We start from the raw sequence: 17842 nt of genomic DNA, 5'->3' as shown, positions 1-17842 counted from the left end.
ACTGCGCGCGTCATCACGCCGCGAAAAATTAGGGCTATCGGCGAACGAAAATTGACGTAAAATCACAATTATTATCACCGCAGCAACGAGAGGGAACCGTGATACCTGTAGAACGCCATCAACAAATTCTTGCGCTGGTATCCGAACGCGGCGTCGTCAGCATTGCCGAGCTGACCGAACGGCTGGGGGTGTCGCACATGACGATCCGCCGTGATTTGCAAAAGCTGGAGGAACAGGGCGCGGTGCAGTCGGTCTCGGGCGGCGTGCAGGCGCCCGAGCGGGTGGCGAGCGAACCTTCGCACCAGGCCAAAGAGGGGATGTTCAGCCGGCAGAAACTCGCCATTGGCCGGCTGGCGGCGCGGCAAATTCCCGCTGGCAGCTGTATCTATCTGGATGCCGGCACCACCACGCTGGCGCTGGCGAAACAGATCGGTGAACGTGACGATTTGACGGTGGTGACCAACGACTTTGTCATCGCCGGCTTCCTGATCGAACACAGCCAGTGCAGAATCATCCACACCGGCGGCACCGTGTGCCGGGAAAACCGCTCCTGCGTCGGCGAAGCGGCGGCACAGGCGCTGCGCGGTCTGTTTATCGATCTGGCGTTCATCTCCGCCTCTTCGTGGAGCATGCGCGGCCTGTCGACGCCGAACGAAGACAAGGTGATGGTGAAGAAGGCCATCGTCGAGGCCAGCCGCCGCCGCATTCTGCTCAGCGATACGTCCAAATACGGCAAGGTCGCGACCTACCTGGCGCTGCCGATCGCTGCCTTTGACGCCGTCATTACCGACGAAGGGTTGCCCGCCGCCGCGCGGGAGGCCATTGAGCAAGCGGGGATTGCATTGCTGACGGCGGGAGAAGAATAAGAACGAACCGGAATCAGGATGAAAGTTCGGTATCGATGCCACGTGCGGGCGCTTCACTTGCTTCAATGCCGCCGCGTTCACGCCATTCGCGGCGCCTTTGTTCAGCCCATTCTTCGTGGAAGGCTTGCATCTCTTTTTGGTGCTGTTCCTTTATGCTCATAGGGGTTGGGTGAGATTCTGCCGTCAACAGGCGGGATTTCGATGACATATAATCCGTCCTCAATAAGCTCTTGGTTGTACAAATAATGTACGCGATGCGCGTGTTTTTTCAAGAGCGAGTCATAAATTCTGGCTAGCGCTGGCCTGAGCGGTACACTGAAAACCAATCTTGCTTGGTATTGCGCCACAAAAGTGACGATCGCCAGGCCGATGCCATTAATGAAGAGTTGTTCTCGTTCATATCGGGTGTACGCCATCCTGGTATAGGTATCAAATAAGGATCTGGTTACTTCGGCGCGGTTTTCCAATGCTCTTACATCGTACAGTTCCATGACGTAAGCATTGTCCAATACTTCCGAGGCAGGATAAGCCCCAATAAGCCATTGACGCATCCTTAACGTCGCTTTTTTAAAATCAAGGTAATACGCAGCAACGCTGCTGGCTTTTTTATAAACCGTTATTCGGTATCTATACTCCGTGACAGGTCGTGCATTGATCTCCCTCACATCAATCTCCATGATAAAATCCTTTTTACTATTATTTTTCCTATAGTTATCCCCTTTGTGACGAACAGATTATTAACCGCGGCGGAGACAATCCTCCAGCCGCCGATGAGGGTTGTGCGCAGCGCCGCGCAAAACTAAATGCCGCTGAACCAGTTGTAGCCCTGATCCTCCCAATAGCCGCCCGGATTGACGTCGCTGACGAAGATCGCGGCGATATGTTTGGCGTTTTTGAACCCCAGTTTGGTCGGCACGCGCAGCCGCAGCGGGTAGCCATAGTCCGCCGGCAGCGCCTTGCCGCCGAAATCCAGCGCCAGGATGGTCTGCGGGTGCAGCGCAGTGGCCATGTCGAGGCTGGCGTAGTAACGATCGGCGCATTTGAAGCCGACGTAACCGGCATTCAGATCCGCGCCGACGTGCTGCAGAAAGGTGCGCAGCGGCACGCCGCCCCATTGACCAATGGCGCTCCAGCCCTCAATGCAGATCAGACGCGTGATCTGACTTTGCTGTGGCAGCCGCTGCAGCTGTTCCAGCGTCCAGGGCGCTTTTTTCTCCACTTTCCCCGCGACCTCAAGCCGATAGCCGGCAAGATCGATCTCGGGGACGTTGTATTCCGGGTAAAACGCGTTGAAGGGGAAAGGCTGGGTAATCTGATCGGGGCGGTAAGTTTGCGCCAACCGCTGGCTGCTGAACAACCAGGCCTGCACCCGGTCGTTCCAGCGCGACATGGCCCACAGCACCTTATCCACCCGATCGCCGTCTTGCAGGTTGCAACCGGTGAGCATGGCGATGCCGCCCAGCGTCAGCCCGGAGCGCAACATCAGCCGGCGTTGCAGATTGACCAACTGCTTTTTTTGGTCCGGTTCCAGCGTCGGCGCGGCTGCCCGCTGTTTTTTCTCATTCATGTTTGCCACCCGTTATCATCGCCCACAGCGTTTTGGGCACGACAGCCACCATAAAGACGTGGATCGCCACGAACAGGCCGATGCCGGCCATGGCGAAAAAATGCACGTAGCGTGCGAAATCGAAGCCGCCAAACAGCGCGACCAATCCCTGCAGCTGAACCGGCTTCCAAATCGCCAGGCCGGACAGCACCAGCAATAGACCCAGCGCCAGTACGCCGAGGTACATCAGTTTCTGAATGGCGTTATAGTGGCCATGCCGGTGGCGCAGGCGCAGCGTCAACGCCAGCCAGATATCCTGCCGCAGCGCGCCGATGCGAAGCGGCAACAGATCGCGGCGAAAATGACCGCTGAACAGGCTCCACAGCAGATAGCAGACGGCGTTGAGCGCCAATAGCCACATCACCGCCAAATGCCAACCAATCGCGCCGCCCAGCCAACCGCCCAGCGTCATCTGCGGCGGAAAGCGGAAATCGAACAGCGGCGAGGCGTTGTAGATTTCCCAACCGCTCATGAACATGCACACCATGGCGAACAGGTTGATCCAATGAGTGATTCGAACCGGCCAGCGATGCACCGGCCGCGACGCGTTGGTTTTCATGGCTTTCCTCCGGTTACATCGGCGGCACGGTGCCGTCTTTGCCGGCGGAAATGCGGGTGGCGATGCGTTCGCCCTTATCGTTGACGGCGGAGAACAGCACAATGTGCACGCCCGGTTTCAGCAGGCTCAGATCGCCCGGATCCAGCGTCACGATCGGCACGTCTTCCGGCACGACGACGGTTTTCTGCTGGTTGCCGTAGGTGACGATCAGGGTGCGGCCGTTGGATTTGAGCAGTTTACCGACGGTGCCGTTGGTCATGGTGTCCACTTTGCCGTCGGCGGATTCCCAAGCCGAATGCCCTTCGCCGGTGCCGCGAAGGCTGGCGGCGAACACGTGCACCTCCAGCGCTTTGAGCGTGCCGTCCGGCTGCGGCACGGCGGCGGTGCCGATAAAACTGTCCGGTTTGATGTCGTCCAGCGTGGCTTTGGAAACGCTGAGCACTTTGGTCTGATCGTTCAGCTTGACGCTGAGTGTCTCGCCTTTGCGATCGGTCAGTTGCAGATTGCCGTCGGCAACCTGGCTGATGGTGCCGCGCAGCGGCGCAATCACCTTGCCCGGCGGTTGGGCGGCGGCGGCCAAGCCGCTGGACAGCAGCAACGTGGATAACAATAAACCGGCTATACGATGACGGGTAATCATAACGTTCTCCTGAAATGAGTTTGCCGGTTAAGCATGGTTGACCTACTGGGTCAGCGCCATGGCCGTTTGATGACATTAATGTCATCAAGTTTGTCCGCCGAAACTGCTAGTATTTTTGCAGACGTAACGAGGTGGCGAGCATGCGAATACTGGTTGTTGAAGACGATATCGGCACAGGGGATTACCTGAAGAAAGGGCTGGGTGAGGCGGGCTACGGCGTCGATTTGGCGCGCACCGGCACCGATGGGCTGTTTCGCGCGTTGGAGCAGGATTACGATGCGATCGTGCTCGACGTGATGCTGCCGGGGCTGGACGGCTGGCAGGTCATCGAGGTGCTGCGCAAGAAAAGCGACGTACCGATCCTGTTTCTCACCGCCCGCGACGGCGTGCAGGATCGCATCCACGGTCTGGAGCTGGGCGCGGACGACTATCTTATCAAGCCGTTTTCCTTTACCGAGCTGGTGCTGCGTTTGCGCACCTTGCTGCGCCGCGGGCCGGCGCGCGAAGCCGATCATTACGCCATCGCCGATCTGCAGTTGGACGTGCTGCGCCGCCGGGCGGTGCGCCAGGATCAGGTGATCCCGTTGACCAACAAGGAGTTCATGCTGCTGCATCTGCTGGTGCGGCGCGAAGGCGAAGTGCTGTCGCGCACGCAGATAGCCTCTCAGGTGTGGGACATGAATTTCGACAGCGACACCAATGTGGTTGACGTGGCGATCAAACGCCTGCGCGCCAAGATAGATCGGCCGTTCGACGTCAAGCTGATCCACAGCGTGCGCGGCATCGGCTATGTTTGCGAGCCGCGCTCGTGAACGCCCGCGCTTCACGTCGGCCGGTGTCGCTGACGCTGCGCACCGCCATGCTGTTCGCGCTGGTGGCCGCCTGCGTGGTGAGCGGGGCGGGCTGGTATCTGTTCGGCGCCATGCGTCAGGAAATGACGCTCCGCAGCGATCTGCAGGTGACCGGGCGCATCGAGTATTTCCGCCATTTACTGGGGCAGCGCTTTCCTTTGGCGCGTCTGACCGCCAATAACGGCCTGTTCGAAAATATGCTGGGCAATGAACAGGACGTGCTGATTTTCCAAATCCCGGGGCAAAAGCCGCTCATCAATGTGAATCCGGCCAGGGTGGCCCTGCCGCCGATCGCGCCGACGCCGCCCGAACAGGCGCAGACGCTGGCCGCCGTGCGCGGCGGGGAAACGGCGCAGGGGGTGCCGCTGCGCGCGGCGTCGGCGATGGTGCGCCTGGAAGACGGTAGTTTGCTGCAGATCTCCGCCGCGCACGTGATGGTCAACGAGCAGAAGATGCTGGCGCGTTACCTGTGGCGCATTGTCGCGGCGGTCATTGTGGCTTTCCTGCTGATTGCGCTGCTGGGCTATGGGGTCATGCGCCGGGGATTGAAGCCGCTATGGCGCATGGCGGCGCAGGCGTCGCAGATCGCGCCCAATACATTGTCGACGCGCCTCAGCGAACAGGGGGCGCCGAAGGAATTGCAGCAGCTGACCCGTTCGTTCAATGCGATGCTCGATCGGTTGAATGAAGGTTATCAGCGGCTGACGCAGTTTTCCGCCGATCTGGCCCATGAGATCCGCACCCCGGTGGGCGCGTTGATGGGCCAGTGTCAGGTGGCGCTGTATCAATCCCGCAGCGTGGAAGAGTACGAAACCCTGCTGTCGAACAATATGGATGAGCTGGAGCGCATTTCGCGCATGGTGGAAAACATCCTGTTTCTGGCGCGCGCCGGTGAGGCGCAGTCCGCGCTGAACTACAGTCGTCTGGATGTGGCGGCCGAGCTGCGGCGGGTGGCGGATTACTTCGAAGGGCTGGCGGAAGAACGCGGCATCGCGCTGAGCTGCGAGGGGGAAGGCGAGCTGAAGGCGGACGCGATGTTGTTCCAGCGGGCGCTGAGCAACCTGGTGGCCAACGCGGTGCGTTATGCCGACGAAAACAGCCTGATCGTCCTGCGGGCTGAACGGCGCGCCGATGCCTGGTGGGTGCAGGTCATCAATCAGGGGCCGCCGATCGCGCCGGCACAGCTGGAAAAACTGTTCGATCGTTTCTACCGCGCCGATCCCGCGCGCAGCGCCGGCAGCCACGCCAGCGGCCTCGGGCTGTCTATCGTACGCGCCATCATGACGCTGCACGGCGGTGAGGTGCGCGCCGAATGTACCGGGCGCGCGTCTGCCGCCAGCCTCATTTTCAGCCTGCGGTTCCCGCTCGCGCAATAACCGTTGTGCCGGACTCACGCGGCGGAATGGCAAAGCGGAAGCAGGCGCCGCTTTGCGGTTGTTCAATCAGTTGGATGTCGCTGTCGTGCAGTTGCAGAATGCGCCGCACGATCATTAACCCCAGCCCGCCGGCGGGGCGTCGGGCGCCGCTCAGGATCGACGGCCGCACGAACAGATCGGCGCGCAGCGTCTGCGGAATGCCGGGGCCGCTGTCGCTGACCTGCACCATCACCCGACCTTCCTGCCGCCACAGCCGCACGCCAATGTCGCCGCCGGGCGGCGTATGGCGAATGGCGTTGTCCAGCAGGTTGGTCAGCACCCGCTCAATCATGCTGAGATCGGCGAACACCGGCGGAATGCCGGGAGCGATGTCGGCGTGCAGCCGCTGATTGCGCGCCTCCGCCGCCAGCTCGAACTTCTGGAACACGTCTTGCAGCAGTTCGCTGAGGGAGAAGGGTTCTTTCTGCGGTTTCACCACGCCGTACTCCAGCCGCGCCAGCTCGAACAGCTCCTGCGCCAGCTTGCCCACCTTGCGGCTCTGCGCCAGCGCGATCTCCAGATAGCGGCGCCGTTCGGTGTCGCTCAGGGTGGCGGCCTTGACCGACAGCGTTTCCAGATAGCCGTGCAGCGAGGTGAGCGGGGTGCGCAGATCGTGCGAGACGTTGGCGATGAATTCGCGCCGCAGCCGATCCTGCTGCGCCAGCGTTTGCCACTGTTCGGCGAGACGCTGCGCCATGCGGTGAAAGGCCTGTTGCAACTGACTGACCTCGTCGCGCCCGGCCGGCGCCGCCGGCAGCGCCGCGTAGGCCTGCACCGCCTCGATGCCGCCGCTGTCCAGCGCATTGACCTGGCGGGTCAGGCGCCGGATGGGGCGAGTGACCCAGTAAAACGCGAAACCGCCGGCCAGCAGGCTGAACAGCACCATCACCCCGGAGGTCCACAGCGCCATCCTGACCGCCGAGTTGAACTGGGCGTTGCTGGCCAGCGCCGTGTACTCTTCGCCGAGCAAGACCACGTACAGATAGCCTTCTACCCGGCCGTCGACCTTCAGCGGCGCGACGCTAAACACCTTGCGCCCGTCCGCGCTGCGCGGATCGTCGCCATACACCGGCATCTGCGCGCCATCGAGCAGCGCCTGCAGCGGCGCCAGCGCGACCCGCTGCCGTTTCAGATGCCCGGCCGGCGCGGCGTTGCCGATGATTGCGCCCTGCTTGTCGAGCAGATAAACCTCAACGCTGGGGTTCACCGCCATCAGCTGGTCGAATAGGGTATGCACCGCCTGCGGATCCGGCCCGTTCACTCCCAGCAGCGGATTGCTGTCGGCGATATGCTGCGCCAGGTTGCCGGACAGGCGCTGGATCACCGCCTGGCTGTACTGGGTGCTGCTGCGCACCTGCATCCAGCCGGAAAAGGCGCAGCCGATGACGATCAGCAGCGCGAAGATCAGCGTGAGGCGCTGCGCTAACGTAAGGTTTTTCATGGCTCACTCTTGCGGCGCGGCCGCGAATTTATAGCCCATGCCCCACACCGTGAGGATGCGCTCGGGTTCCGCCGGATTGCGCTCAATCTTGATGCGCAGCCGGTTGATATGGGTGTTGACGGTGTGCTCATACCCTTCGTGCTGATAGCCCCAGACCTGATTCAACAGGCTGAGGCGCGAGAACACCTGGCCCGGGTGGCGGGCGAAAAAGTACAGCAGGTCGAATTCGCGCGGCGTCAGCTCGATCGGCTGTTGGTGCAGGCGCACCTCGCGGGCGATAGGATCGATGGTCAGATCGTTGAAGCTTAGCGCGCCGGCGTCCATGCGCAGGTTGCGGCTCATCGCCTCCTGACGGCGAAACAGCGCCTTGACCCGCGCCACCAGCTCCAGCATGGAAAAGGGTTTGGCCAGATAGTCGTCGGCGCCCAGCTCCAGCCCCAGCACACGGTGCACCTCGCTGGAGCGCGCGCTGGTGATGATGATCGGCGTGTAGCGCGTCATGGTGCGCGCCCGGCGGCAAATCTCCAATCCGTCCACGCCCGGCAGCATCAGATCGAGGATCAAGGCGTCCCAGCCGCCCTGTTCCAGCATCGCCATGCCCTGATTGCCGTCGGCGGCGTGGCTGATGGCGTAACCCTCGTCACGCAGATGCAGCTGCAGCAGCTCGGCGATGTCGCCGTCGTCTTCGACGATCAAAATTCGTTTTGGCTTGTCCATTCTCATTACCGCTGATTGCCCGATTCTCTCTGAAGTCTACACAACCGCCACCGGCGGAGTTATCACATTTTATTTAACTCTGCGTGAGGTCTTGGGGAACAAATCCGGGGAATACTCGGTTCATCGCATCGTTAGCTGGCAGGAATCGTTATGAGCCTCACTCTCACCCCGGAACAACGACAGACCGTACATCCGCTGTGGCTGCGGTTAACGCATTGGCTGAATGCGCTGGCGATGCTGATCATGGTGACCAGCGGCTGGCGCATCTACAACGCCTCGCCGCTGTTCAACTTCAGCTTTTTCAACGAGCTGACGCTCGGCGGCTGGCTGGGCGGCGCGCTGCAGTGGCACTTCGCCGGCATGTGGCTGTTTGGCGTCAACGGGCTGTGCTACCTGCTGCTTAACCTGACCAGCGGGCGTTTCAAACGCAAATATTGGCCGCTCAGCCCGAAGCAGTTTCTCGCCGATGTCGGCGCGGCGTTGCGCGGCCGGTTGCAGCACGCCGATCTGCGCCACTACAACATGGTGCAGCGCGTGGCCTATCTGTCGGTGATGCTCCTTGGCGTGCTGAGCGCGCTGTCCGGACTGGTGCTGTGGAAATCGGTGCAGTTTCCACTGCTGCGCACGCTGCTCGGCGGCTATGAAGCGGCTCGCTATATCCACTTTTTCGCCATGTCGGCGCTGGTGGCCTTCGTCGCGATCCATCTGGTGATGGTGGCGCTGGTGCCGCGGACGCTGCTGGCCATGCTGCGCGGACGTTAAGGAGTTCACGATGAAAAAGGATAAACAGATCATGACGATCGTTGAAGGGCAGGCGATCGTCAAAGAAGCGCAGCGCTTGTTGACCGCGTCATCCCGCCGCCGCTTTCTGCGCAACGGCCTGACGTTGGGCGGTATCGCCATGCTTACCGGCTGCGATCTCAGCGGCAACGCCAACGTCGAGCAGGCGCTGAGCCGTATTTCGCGCCTCAACGATCGGGTGCAGGGCTGGCTGTTCAACGGCGATCGTTTGGCACCGGTCTACCCGGAGTCGATGATCACCCGGCCATTCCCATTCAACGCCTTTTACGCCGAGGAGGACGCGCCCGACATCAACGGCGACGACTATCGGCTGGAGGTGGCGGGGTTGGTGCAGGACAAGCGCGCCTGGAGCCTGCCGCAGCTGCATCGGATGGCGCGGGTCAGCCAGGTGACGCGTCATATTTGCGTCGAGGGTTGGAGCGCTATCGGCAAGTGGGGCGGCGTGCCGTTCGCCGCCTTTCTCAAGGCGATCGGCGCGGATCTGAGCGCCCGCTACGTCAGCTTCAAATGCGCCGACGACTACTACACCAGTATCGACATGGCCACCGCGCTGCATCCGCAGACGATTATCGCGCTGACCTACGACGGCCAGATCTTGCCGCGCAAGTACGGCTACCCGATGAAGCTGCGCATGCCGACCAAGCTGGGCTACAAGAATCCGAAGCACATTCAGGTGATCGAGGTCACCAACCGCTTCCCGGGCGGTTACTGGGAAGACCAGGGTTACAACTGGTTTGGCGGCAGCTGAGGCGGCCGCCGGCCATTCTCCGGCACTCCGGTGCCTTTGACATGACGGAAGGAAATACCATGAAAAAGTTATTCGCAATGATGATGTGCAGCGCGCTGATGCTGGGCGTGGCCGGCGCCAACGCCGCGGACGGCATGAGCAAAGACGCGATGAAAAAGGACGGCATGAGCCAGATGTCGCACGACGGCATGGCGAAAGATGGGATGAAGAAAGCGTGCATGGGCAAGGACTGCATGAAGAAAGACAAGATGGGAAAAGACGCCATGAAAAAGGATGGCATGGCGAAAGACGGTATGGCCAAAGACGGCATGAAGAAAGACGAAATGAAAAAGGACGCGATGGGGCAGTAAGCCGCCGTACCCCGCGGTCGCAAGCGGCAAACCGCGGCGGCCGCGGGCAACATAAGGAGAGAGGATGATGCTGGCGACATGGCTGCGGCGCTTTCGGCGCTCGAACGGGGACGTTATCTTTATGCGCGCGGCGCTGGTGGTGATCTTCGCCGCCTTCGGCTACGCCAAGTGGTTTGATTACGAAGCGCAGGGACTGGTGCCACTGATCGGCAACAGCCCGCTGCTGAGCTGGATGCACCAGGCGTTCGGCATCCGCGGCGCCAGCTTTGCGCTGGGCGTCGCCGAGTGGAGCTTCGGTTTGCTGTTGCTGGCGGGATTCTGGTCGCGGCGGCTGGGGTTGCTGGGGGCAATCGGATCGACGGTGACCTACCTGACCACGCTGGCGCTGATCTTTTCCACGCCGGGCGCCTGGGAGCCCTCCGCCGGCGGTTTTCCCGCCATGGCCGGCGCCACCAGCTTTTTAATCAAGGATCTGGTGTTGCTGGCCGGTTCCCTGGTGCTGTTGAAAGCCGATTTGCCGGCCGAGCAGGCATAAAAAAGGGCGTAGCCTGGCTACGCCCTCTCGTTATTGATTGGCCGTCACATATCCGGGAAGGTCAGGGTGCCCCCCGGCGCTTCGCGATGAATGTGCAGGAAGTTCAGGTGCTTCTCATACTGGTCGAGGATATCGCCAATCACCTGTTCCTTGCTGTAGTCCATCAGGTCGTTGCCCTGGGTGCCTTCCATCAGGAAGGTTTCCAGCCGGTAGTAGTGCGACTTGCCGGAGCGGGCACGGTAGGTGAAGCCCGGCACCGAGTAGCGCATCGGCCAGATCTGATAGATAAAGTTCTGTTCCTCGCCCAGGTGCACCAGCAGCTCCAGGTGGTTCAGGCGTTCGTCTTCGGTCGGCGGCACTTCGCTGAACTCCACTTTCGCGCCGCGCAACTCCAGCTCGCGCGCCACGTCCTGCATCGCCGGACGGCAAACCTTATCCAACATTTTCTGCGTGTACTGCGTGCCCGGGTAGTTCATCACCCGCGACAGACGCTGTTTCCAGTTGAGCACGTCGTGGCTGGAGACCGGCACCGGCGCCAGGGTGCTGAGCGCGCTGGCCTTGCGGTAGTCTTCCACCCGCAGCGATTTATACAGCCCGGCCATCACGAAGAAGATCACGAAGCTGAACGGCAGGCCCATGATCACCGTGGTTTTCTGCAGCGCCGGCACGCCGTCGGTCATCAGCATGCCGATGGTCAGCAGGCCGATGGCCACCGACCAGAAAATCCGCAGCCAGTTCGGCGCATCATTATTGATGTCGGCCAGGCGCGAGGTGAAGTTGCCCAACACCAGCGAGCCGGAGTCCGCCGAGGTGACGTAGAACAGCAGGCCGGTGATGGTGGCCACCGAGGCGCTGAAGGTGAAGCCGGGGTATTGCGCCAGCAGGCTGTAGAAGCCGCGCTCCGGGAACTGCATCACTTCCTGAGCAAACTCGGCGTTGCCGTGGATGATCTGGTACAGCGCGCTGTTGCCGAAGATAGACAGCCACAGCAGGGTAAACACGAACGGTATGATCAGCGTGCCGACCACGAACTGACGAATGGTGCGCCCGCGCGAGATGCGCGCCAGGAACAGGCCGACGAACGGCGACCACGCCACCCACCAGGCCCAGAAGAACAGCGTCCAGTTGTTCATCCATTCCACCGGCCGATCGAAGGCGAAGCTGTTGAGCGTCATGCCCATAAAGCGGTTGACGTAATCGCCGACGTTAAGCACCAGCGCGTTGAGCAGGAACTCGGTGTCGCCGAAGAACAACACGAACAGGATCAGACCCAGCGCCAGCAGCACGTTCAGCTCGGACAGGATGCGGATGCCCTTGTTGACGCCGGAAGTCACCGAGATGGTGGCCATGATCACCGACAGCAGGATCAGCGAGCCCTGCACCGTCAGGTTTTCCGGGATCTCGAACAGCACCTTGAGGCCGTAGTTGAGCTGCACCACGCCAATGCCCAGCGTGGTGGCGATCCCGAAGATGGTGCCGAGCACCGCGGCGATGTCCACGCTGTGGCCGATCGGGCCGTTGATGCGCTTACCGAAGATCGGGTACAGCGCCGAGCGGATGGTCAGCGGCAGATTGTAGCGATAGCTGAAGTAGCCGAGGGCGATGCCCATCAGCGCATACATCGACCAGCCGGTCAGGCCGTAGTGGAACAGCGTCCAGACCATCGCCTGGCGCGCGGCCTCCAGCGTTTGCGCGTCGCCTTCCGGCGGCATCATGTACTGGGTCACCGGCTCGGCGACCGAGAAGAACATCAGGTCGATGCCGATGCCGGCGGCGAACAGCATCGCCGCCCAACTCATCAGGCTGAACTCCGGTTTGGACTGTTCCGGCCCGAGCTTGATGGAACCGAAGCGCGAGGCGGCGATAAACACCACGAACACGATGTACAGCGTCGCCGCCAGCAGGTAGTACCAACCGAAGGTGGTCGACACCCAATTCAGCGTGCGGGTGATCCACTGCCCGGAGAAGTCGGTGAAAAAGATGGTCATCAGCGAGAAGGCCAGGATCAGCCCCGCCGAGGTGAAGAAAACCACAGGGTTGAGGCGGTCCTGCTGCGGTTTGGAGGAGGTTTCGCGTGTTGTCATCGTCATCCTCTGAACTGAGTAAAATCGTGCCGCTCCGCATTTCGGGGCGCGTTGGCGCCGCCGGAAAACGGGCGAATGAAGGCGGCGGCCATCCCCATGGGAATGGCCTGAGTAACGCCGCTTTCGCCTGTTGCTGAAGCACCGGAGCGCTTCGCGGCGGGAACCGCTTACAGCCACTGATTTTGGTCAGATTCGTTAATTACCTCACAAAAATCAGCCAGTTCCACAACCAGATAGTACAAATTTTTAACCAGGCGGCAATAAAATATATGCAATTTTTATTGAACGTTCAATCAAAAAAAAGTTTAATAGTCCTCATGATGACCTGAATCACGGGCGAAACGGCAGTGAAATTTGCCCGCTGAGATAAGGCCGAAGTCGGTTTTGTGAGAGTCGAAATATGCCAAAGGTAGGAATGCAGCCAATCAGAAGGCAGCAGTTGATTGATGCCACGCTCGCCGCGGTAAACGAAGTGGGAATGCATGACGCCACCATCGCGCAGATCGCGCGGCGGGCCGGCGTTTCCAACGGCATCATCAGCCATTATTTCAAGGACAAGAACGGCCTGCTGGAAGCCACGATGCGCTATCTGATCAGCCATCTGGGCGAGGCGGTGAAGTTGCGCTTACAGGCGCTCACCGATAACAGCCCGGCGGCGCGGCTGCAGGCGATCGTCGCCGGCAACTTCGACGACAGCCAGATCAACAGCGCGGCGATGAAGACCTGGCTGGCCTTTTGGGCCAGCAGCCTGCACCAGCCGCAGCTCAACCGGCTGCAACAGGTGAACGGCCGCCGGCTTTATTCCAACCTGTGCGCCGAATTTCGCCGCGTCATGCCGCAGCCGCAGGCGCGGTTGGCGGCCAAGGGGCTGGCGGCGCTGATCGATGGGCTGTGGCTGCGCAGCGCGCTGCGCGGTTCGGCGTTCAATCAGGCGCAGGCGCTGGCGCTCACGACCGAATACATCACGTTCCAACTCCGGGGGCAAACGCCGCCCGGAGGCTAACTCAAGGAGATCCTATGTCCCGTTTTGGCTTGCAGAAGCTCTATATTCATGGCGCCTATGTAGACAGCACCGCTGGAAAAACCTTCAACGCCATTAACCCGGCGAACGGCGAAGTTCTGGCTGAAGTCCAGTCCGCCGGCGCTGAAGACGTCGATCGTGCGGTGGCCAGCGCGGCCAGCGGGCAGAAGGTGTGGGCGGCGATGACGGCGATGGCGCGTTCGCGCATCCTGCGTCGCGCGGTGGATATTCTGCGCGAGCGCAACGATGAGCTGGCGGCGCTGGAAACGCTGGATACCGGTAAAGCGATGTCGGAAACCACCGCGGTGGACATCGTCACCGGCGCCGACGTGCTGGAGTACTACGCCGGCCTGATCCCGGCCATTGAAGGCGAGCAGATCCCGCTGCGCGATACCTCGTTCGTCTACACACGCCGCGAACCGCTGGGCGTGGTGGCTGGCATCGGCGCCTGGAACTACCCGATTCAGATCGCGCTGTGGAAGTCCGCGCCGGCCCTGGCGGCGGGCAATGCGATGATTTTCAAACCGAGTGAAGTCACGTCGCTGACGGCGCTGAAGCTGGCGGAAATCTACACCGAAGCCGGCCTGCCGGACGGCGTGTTCAACGTGGTGACTGGCAGCGGCGCGGAGGTGGGGCAGTACCTGACCGACCATCCGGGCATTGCCAAAGTCTCTTTCACCGGCGGGGTGAAAACCGGCAAGAAGGTGATGGCCAACGCGTCGGGTTCGACGCTGAAGGAAGTCACCATGGAACTGGGCGGCAAGTCGCCGCTGATTATCTTCGACGACGCCGATCTGGATCGCGCCGCCGATATCGCCATGATGGCCAACTTCTACAGTTCCGGCCAGGTGTGCACCAACGGCACCCGCGTCTTCGTGCCGGCGGCGCTGCAGGCGCAGTTTGAGGCGAAAATTCTCGAGCGCGTGAAACGCATTCGCCTCGGCGATCCGACCGATCCGCAAACCAACTTCGGGCCGCTGGTCAGCTTCGCGCACATGGAATCGGTGCTGCGCTTTATCGAGAGCGGCAAAAACAGCGGCGCGCGCCTGCTGTGCGGCGGCGAACGCGTCACCCACGGCGAATTCGGCAAGGGCGCTTATGTGGCGCCGACGGTATTCAGCGACTGCCGCGACGACATGGAAATCGTGCGCGAAGAGATCTTCGGACCGGTGATGAGCATCCTCAGCTACCAGAGCGAAGAGGAAGTGGTGCGCCGCGCCAACGACACTACCTTCGGCCTGGCCGCGGGCGTGGTGACCCACGATCTGGCCCGCGCGCACCGCGTGATCCACCAGCTGGAAGCCGGCATTTGCTGGATCAACACCTGGGGCGAGTCGGCGGCGGAAATGCCGGTCGGCGGCTATAAGCAGTCCGGCGTCGGCCGCGAAAACGGCCTGACCACGCTGGAGCACTACACCCAGATCAAATCGGTGCAGGTCGAGCTGGGCGAATACGCCTCGGTATTTTAACTATCCCCGTCGTCTTTCAAGCTACAGCGTTGTTGGCTGCGAGCGCAGACCCCAGTCACTTACTTGAGTAAGCTCCTGGGGCTCTGCGCCCTTGCCGCCTGGCTGTAACTCGAAATCCATAGGGGATATATCTTTTTTGCATCCAAAACTGCCTCGATATATTCAGCATGCGGAATTCAAGCCATTCGCATCATTCAGGCATATGAATATTTAGGAGATAATGAATGGAATTTGACTACATCATTATCGGTGCCGGTTCCGCCGGCAACGTGTTAGCCACCCGATTGACCGAAGACGCCGACGTCAGCGTCCTGCTGCTGGAAGCCGGCGGCCCGGATTACCGGATGGATTTCCGTACCCAGATGCCGGCCGCGCTGGCGTTTCCGCTGCAGGGCCGCCGCTATAACTGGGCGTATGAAACCGATCCTGAACCGCACATGAACAACCGCCGGATGGAATGCGGCCGCGGCAAAGGACTGGGCGGTTCATCCCTGATCAACGGCATGTGTTACATTCGCGGTAACGCGATGGATTTCGACAACTGGGCCAAGGCGCCGGGTCTGGAAGACTGGACCTATCTGGACTGTCTGCCGTATTTCCGCAAGGCGGAAACGCGCGATATCGGCCCGAACGATTACCACGGCGGCGATGGCCCGGTAAGCGTCACCACGCCGAAGGCCGGTAACAACGAACTGTTCCACGCCATGGTGGAAGCCGGCGTACAGGCGGGCTATCCGCGCACCGACGATCTGAACGGTTACCAGCAGGAAGGATTCGGCCCGATGGACCGCACCGTGACGCCGAAAGGGCGCCGCGCCAGCACCGCCCGCGGTTATCTGGATCAGGCGCGTTCACGGCCAAACCTGAAGATCGTCACCCATGCGCTGACCGACCACATCGTGTTCGAGGGCAAGCGCGCAGTGGGCGTCAATTATCTGCAGGGCGACAGCAATCAGCTGACCCATGCCAAAGCGCGCCGCGAAGTGCTGCTGTGCGCCGGCGCCATCGCCTCGCCGCAAATTCTGCAGCGTTCGGGCGTCGGCCCGGCGGCGCTGCTGAAAAGTCTGGACATCAACGTGGTGCACGATCTGCCGGGGGTGGGGGAAAACCTGCAGGATCACCTGGAGATGTACCTGCAGTACGCCTGCAAGAAACCGGTGTCGCTGTACCCGGCGTTGCAATGGTTTAACCAGCCGAAGATCGGCGCGGAGTGGCTGTTCAACGGCACCGGCATCGGCGCCAGCAACCAGTTCGAGGCCGGCGGTTTCATTCGCAGCCGCGCAGAGTTCGCCTGGCCGAACATTCAGTATCACTTCCTGCCGGTGGCGATTAACTACAACGGCAGCAACGCGGTGAAAGAGCACGGCTTCCAGGCGCACGTCGGTTCGATGCGTTCGCCGAGCCGCGGTCGGGTGCAGGTGAAATCGAAAGATCCGCGCCAGCATCCGAGCATTCTGTTCAACTACATGGCGACCGAACAGGATTGGCAGGAGTTCCGCGACGCTATCCGCATCACGCGCGAAATCATGGCGCAGCCGGCCTTGGACGAATACCGCGGCCGCGAGATTAGCCCAGGGCCGGAGGTGCAGACCGACGAGCAGTTGGACGCCTTCGTGCGCGAGCACGCCGAAACCGCCTTCCACCCCTCCTGCTCGTGCAAGATGGGCGAAGACGAAATGGCGGTGGTCGACGGCCAGGGCCGGGTGCACGGCATGGAAGGATTGCGGGTGGTGGATGCGTCAATCATGCCGCTGATCATCACCGGCAACCTGAACGCCACCACCATCATGATCGCCGAGAAGATCGCCGATCGCATTCGCCAGCGCACGCCGCTGCCGCGCAGCACCGCCGACTACTACGTCGCCGGCGATGCGCCGGTACGCAAGCAGTAACCGACACGCCCTCTCGCCGTTGAGGGGGAGGGCCGCCGTAGCAAGCAACCCCTCTCCATATGCTCTTCCCCAAGGCGAGGGGGCAACTCTCTTTTATCCCTTATCCCATCATGCCGCCGGCAGCGAGATCGCCTGATCGAAACTGGTGGGCGTCGCCATGCGCCACATGCGGGCGTAGAACTCGCTTTTGATCTCCGGCTGCAGCAGCGCGCCGGGCTCCAGGTAGTAATAGATATCGGCGTACACCTTGATCTCGGTCGGCGTGATGCGGCGCAGCATATGGTGCGAGGTCAGCTGCTCCGGGCGGCTGACGCCGGCCGCCGCCAGCATGTCCGCCAGCGCTTTCACCGTATTTTGATGGAAGTGATAGACGCGCTCCGCCTTGTTCGGCACCACCAACGCCTTTTGCCGCAGCGGATCTTGCGTCGCGACGCCGGTCGGGCAGTGGTTGGTGTGGCAGCTTTGCGACTGGATGCAGCCGACGGCGAACATAAAGCCGCGCGCCGAGTTCACCCAGTCGGCGCCGAGCACCAGTACGCTGGCGATGTCAAAAGCGCTGATGATCTTGCCGCTGGCGCCAATCTTGATTTGGTCGCGCAGGCCGCAGCCCACCAGCGTGTTATGCACGAACAGCAGCCCTTCGCGCAGCGGCATGCCCATATAGTTGGAGAGTTCGAGCGGCGCGGCGCCGGTGCCGCCTTCCTTGCCGTCCACCACGATAAAGTCCGGCAGAATGCGGGTGTGCAGCATCGCCTTGACGATGGCGACGAACTCCCACGGGTGGCCGATGCACAGCTTGAAACCGACCGGCTTGCCGCCTGACAGCTCGCGCAGCTGCTGGATGAAA

18 protein-coding genes are annotated in these 17842 nt (G+C 61.4%); 10 read left to right on the top strand and 8 right to left on the bottom strand.

Features of this window, described 5'->3' with window-relative positions; translation table 11 throughout:
- Positions 1–98: 98 nt before the first annotated feature.
- On the top strand, positions 99–866 hold the full coding sequence (gene ygbI / locus ADK28_RS14505) for a DNA-binding transcriptional repressor YgbI (protein ID WP_033640919.1): 768 nt from the start codon (positions 99–101) through the stop codon (positions 864–866).
- A gap of 101 nt (positions 867–967) precedes the next feature.
- Here the strand turns inward: ygbI and ADK28_RS14500 are convergent, their stop codons facing one another.
- The 4 genes from ADK28_RS14500 to ADK28_RS14485 all read right to left on the bottom strand — a co-directional run bounded on the left by ADK28_RS14500 (position 968) and on the right by ADK28_RS14485 (position 3671).
- On the bottom strand, positions 968–1543 hold the full coding sequence (locus ADK28_RS14500) for a hypothetical protein (RefSeq protein ID WP_016928501.1): 576 nt from the start codon (positions 1541–1543) through the stop codon (positions 968–970).
- Between the two features lie 122 nt (positions 1544–1665).
- Positions 1666–2433, bottom strand: coding sequence for a molybdopterin-dependent oxidoreductase (locus ADK28_RS14495; RefSeq protein WP_048795953.1), 768 nt, complete (start codon positions 2431–2433; stop codon positions 1666–1668).
- Complete coding sequence (locus tag ADK28_RS14490; RefSeq protein WP_048795952.1) at positions 2426–3031, bottom strand: cytochrome b/b6 domain-containing protein; 606 nt, start codon at positions 3029–3031, stop codon at positions 2426–2428. Before ADK28_RS14490 ends, ADK28_RS14495 begins: the two co-directional genes overlap by 8 nt.
- A 13-nt stretch (positions 3032–3044) precedes the next feature.
- Entirely contained in the window at positions 3045–3671 is a 627-nt protein-coding gene (locus ADK28_RS14485) for a hypothetical protein (protein WP_048795951.1), read from the bottom strand.
- 140 nt (positions 3672–3811) lie between these two features.
- Here ADK28_RS14485 and ADK28_RS14480 point away from each other — a divergent pair, with 140 nt between their 5' ends.
- Entirely contained in the window at positions 3812–4483 is a 672-nt protein-coding gene (locus ADK28_RS14480; protein ID WP_016928497.1) for a heavy metal response regulator transcription factor, read from the top strand.
- Positions 4480–5898 (top strand): heavy metal sensor histidine kinase, encoded by a 1419-nt coding sequence (locus ADK28_RS14475; RefSeq protein WP_016928496.1) that lies wholly within the window; start codon positions 4480–4482, stop codon positions 5896–5898. The genes ADK28_RS14480 and ADK28_RS14475 overlap by 4 nt, the downstream gene beginning before the upstream one ends.
- Here ADK28_RS14475 and ADK28_RS14470 read toward each other — a convergent pair.
- Positions 5870–7378, bottom strand: coding sequence for a sensor histidine kinase (locus ADK28_RS14470; protein WP_048795950.1), 1509 nt, complete (start codon positions 7376–7378; stop codon positions 5870–5872). The two genes, ADK28_RS14475 and ADK28_RS14470, sit on opposite strands and share 29 nt — an antisense overlap.
- Before the next feature lie 3 nt (positions 7379–7381).
- Positions 7382–8095: a response regulator transcription factor gene (locus ADK28_RS14465; RefSeq protein ID WP_016928494.1), complete on the bottom strand. Its 714-nt coding sequence runs from the start codon at positions 8093–8095 to the stop codon at positions 7382–7384.
- A 150-nt stretch (positions 8096–8245) separates the two neighbouring features.
- Between ADK28_RS14465 and ADK28_RS14460 the strand changes: the two genes are divergently transcribed.
- The 4 genes from ADK28_RS14460 to ADK28_RS14445 all read left to right on the top strand — a co-directional run bounded on the left by ADK28_RS14460 (position 8246) and on the right by ADK28_RS14445 (position 10529).
- Positions 8246–8857 (top strand): cytochrome b/b6 domain-containing protein, encoded by a 612-nt coding sequence (locus ADK28_RS14460; protein ID WP_016928493.1) that lies wholly within the window; start codon positions 8246–8248, stop codon positions 8855–8857.
- A gap of 10 nt (positions 8858–8867) precedes the next feature.
- Positions 8868–9644, top strand: a complete 777-nt coding sequence (locus tag ADK28_RS14455; RefSeq protein WP_048795949.1) for a molybdopterin-dependent oxidoreductase — start codon at positions 8868–8870, stop codon at positions 9642–9644.
- 59 nt (positions 9645–9703) lie between these two features.
- On the top strand, positions 9704–9994 hold the full coding sequence (locus ADK28_RS14450) for a pentapeptide MXKDX repeat protein (RefSeq protein ID WP_033640911.1): 291 nt from the start codon (positions 9704–9706) through the stop codon (positions 9992–9994).
- Between the two features lie 64 nt (positions 9995–10058).
- A complete protein-coding gene (locus ADK28_RS14445; RefSeq protein ID WP_048795948.1) occupies positions 10059–10529 on the top strand; it encodes a YkgB family protein in 471 nt (156 codons plus the stop codon).
- Positions 10530–10573: 44 nt separating this feature from the next.
- Here the strand turns inward: ADK28_RS14445 and ADK28_RS14440 are convergent, their stop codons facing one another.
- The gene (locus ADK28_RS14440) at positions 10574–12613 is read right to left on the bottom strand and encodes a choline transporter (RefSeq protein WP_004939112.1); all 2040 of its coding nucleotides are present in this window, start codon (positions 12611–12613) and stop codon (positions 10574–10576) included.
- A 400-nt stretch (positions 12614–13013) separates the two neighbouring features.
- On the opposite strand from ADK28_RS14440, the gene betI reads away from it, so the two are divergent.
- From betI to betA, 3 genes are all read left to right on the top strand, one after another.
- Positions 13014–13616 carry a transcriptional regulator BetI gene (gene betI / locus ADK28_RS14435; protein ID WP_004939107.1) on the top strand — a complete coding sequence of 201 codons (603 nt, stop codon included), beginning with the start codon at positions 13014–13016 and terminating at the stop codon, positions 13614–13616.
- 14 nt (positions 13617–13630) lie between these two features.
- Entirely contained in the window at positions 13631–15103 is a 1473-nt protein-coding gene (betB, locus tag ADK28_RS14430; protein ID WP_016928486.1) for a betaine-aldehyde dehydrogenase, read from the top strand.
- A gap of 224 nt (positions 15104–15327) precedes the next feature.
- On the top strand, positions 15328–16995 hold the full coding sequence (betA, locus tag ADK28_RS14425; RefSeq protein ID WP_016928485.1) for a choline dehydrogenase: 1668 nt from the start codon (positions 15328–15330) through the stop codon (positions 16993–16995).
- Positions 16996–17103: 108 nt separating this feature from the next.
- Here the strand turns inward: betA and ADK28_RS14420 are convergent.
- Positions 17104–17842, bottom strand: a 739-nt coding sequence (locus tag ADK28_RS14420; protein ID WP_048795947.1) for an FMN-binding glutamate synthase family protein, incomplete at its 5' end; no start/stop codon positions are given.

Origin of the sequence: Serratia sp. 506_PEND (assembly GCF_001076875.1) — a bacterium.
In the GTDB taxonomy this organism is placed as follows: domain Bacteria; phylum Pseudomonadota; class Gammaproteobacteria; order Enterobacterales; family Enterobacteriaceae; genus Serratia; species Serratia marcescens.
Note: the sequence above shows the minus strand (reverse complement) of the source record. Positions and strands in the feature narration are given on the sequence as shown.

What these genes read in the sequence shown, in the direction of transcription:
- ADK28_RS14450 (WP_033640911.1), top strand. Translation starts at nt 9,704, where the DNA reads ATGAAAAAGTTATTCGCAATGATGATGTGCAGCGCGCTGATGCTGGGC.
- ADK28_RS14465 (WP_016928494.1), bottom strand. Translation starts at nt 8,095, where the DNA reads ATGGACAAGCCAAAACGAATTTTGATCGTCGAAGACGACGGCGACATC.
- betB (WP_016928486.1), top strand. Translation starts at nt 13,631, where the DNA reads ATGTCCCGTTTTGGCTTGCAGAAGCTCTATATTCATGGCGCCTATGTA.
- ADK28_RS14490 (WP_048795952.1), bottom strand. Translation starts at nt 3,031, where the DNA reads ATGAAAACCAACGCGTCGCGGCCGGTGCATCGCTGGCCGGTTCGAATC.
- ADK28_RS14440 (WP_004939112.1), bottom strand. Translation starts at nt 12,613, where the DNA reads ATGACAACACGCGAAACCTCCTCCAAACCGCAGCAGGACCGCCTCAAC.
- betA (WP_016928485.1), top strand. Translation starts at nt 15,328, where the DNA reads ATGGAATTTGACTACATCATTATCGGTGCCGGTTCCGCCGGCAACGTG.
- ADK28_RS14495 (WP_048795953.1), bottom strand. Translation starts at nt 2,433, where the DNA reads ATGAATGAGAAAAAACAGCGGGCAGCCGCGCCGACGCTGGAACCGGAC.
- ADK28_RS14460 (WP_016928493.1), top strand. Translation starts at nt 8,246, where the DNA reads ATGAGCCTCACTCTCACCCCGGAACAACGACAGACCGTACATCCGCTG.
- ADK28_RS14445 (WP_048795948.1), top strand. Translation starts at nt 10,059, where the DNA reads ATGATGCTGGCGACATGGCTGCGGCGCTTTCGGCGCTCGAACGGGGAC.
- ADK28_RS14485 (WP_048795951.1), bottom strand. Translation starts at nt 3,671, where the DNA reads ATGATTACCCGTCATCGTATAGCCGGTTTATTGTTATCCACGTTGCTG.
- ADK28_RS14470 (WP_048795950.1), bottom strand. Translation starts at nt 7,378, where the DNA reads ATGAAAAACCTTACGTTAGCGCAGCGCCTCACGCTGATCTTCGCGCTG.
- ADK28_RS14500 (WP_016928501.1), bottom strand. Translation starts at nt 1,543, where the DNA reads ATGGAGATTGATGTGAGGGAGATCAATGCACGACCTGTCACGGAGTAT.
- betI (WP_004939107.1), top strand. Translation starts at nt 13,014, where the DNA reads ATGCCAAAGGTAGGAATGCAGCCAATCAGAAGGCAGCAGTTGATTGAT.
- ADK28_RS14455 (WP_048795949.1), top strand. Translation starts at nt 8,868, where the DNA reads ATGAAAAAGGATAAACAGATCATGACGATCGTTGAAGGGCAGGCGATC.
- ADK28_RS14480 (WP_016928497.1), top strand. Translation starts at nt 3,812, where the DNA reads ATGCGAATACTGGTTGTTGAAGACGATATCGGCACAGGGGATTACCTG.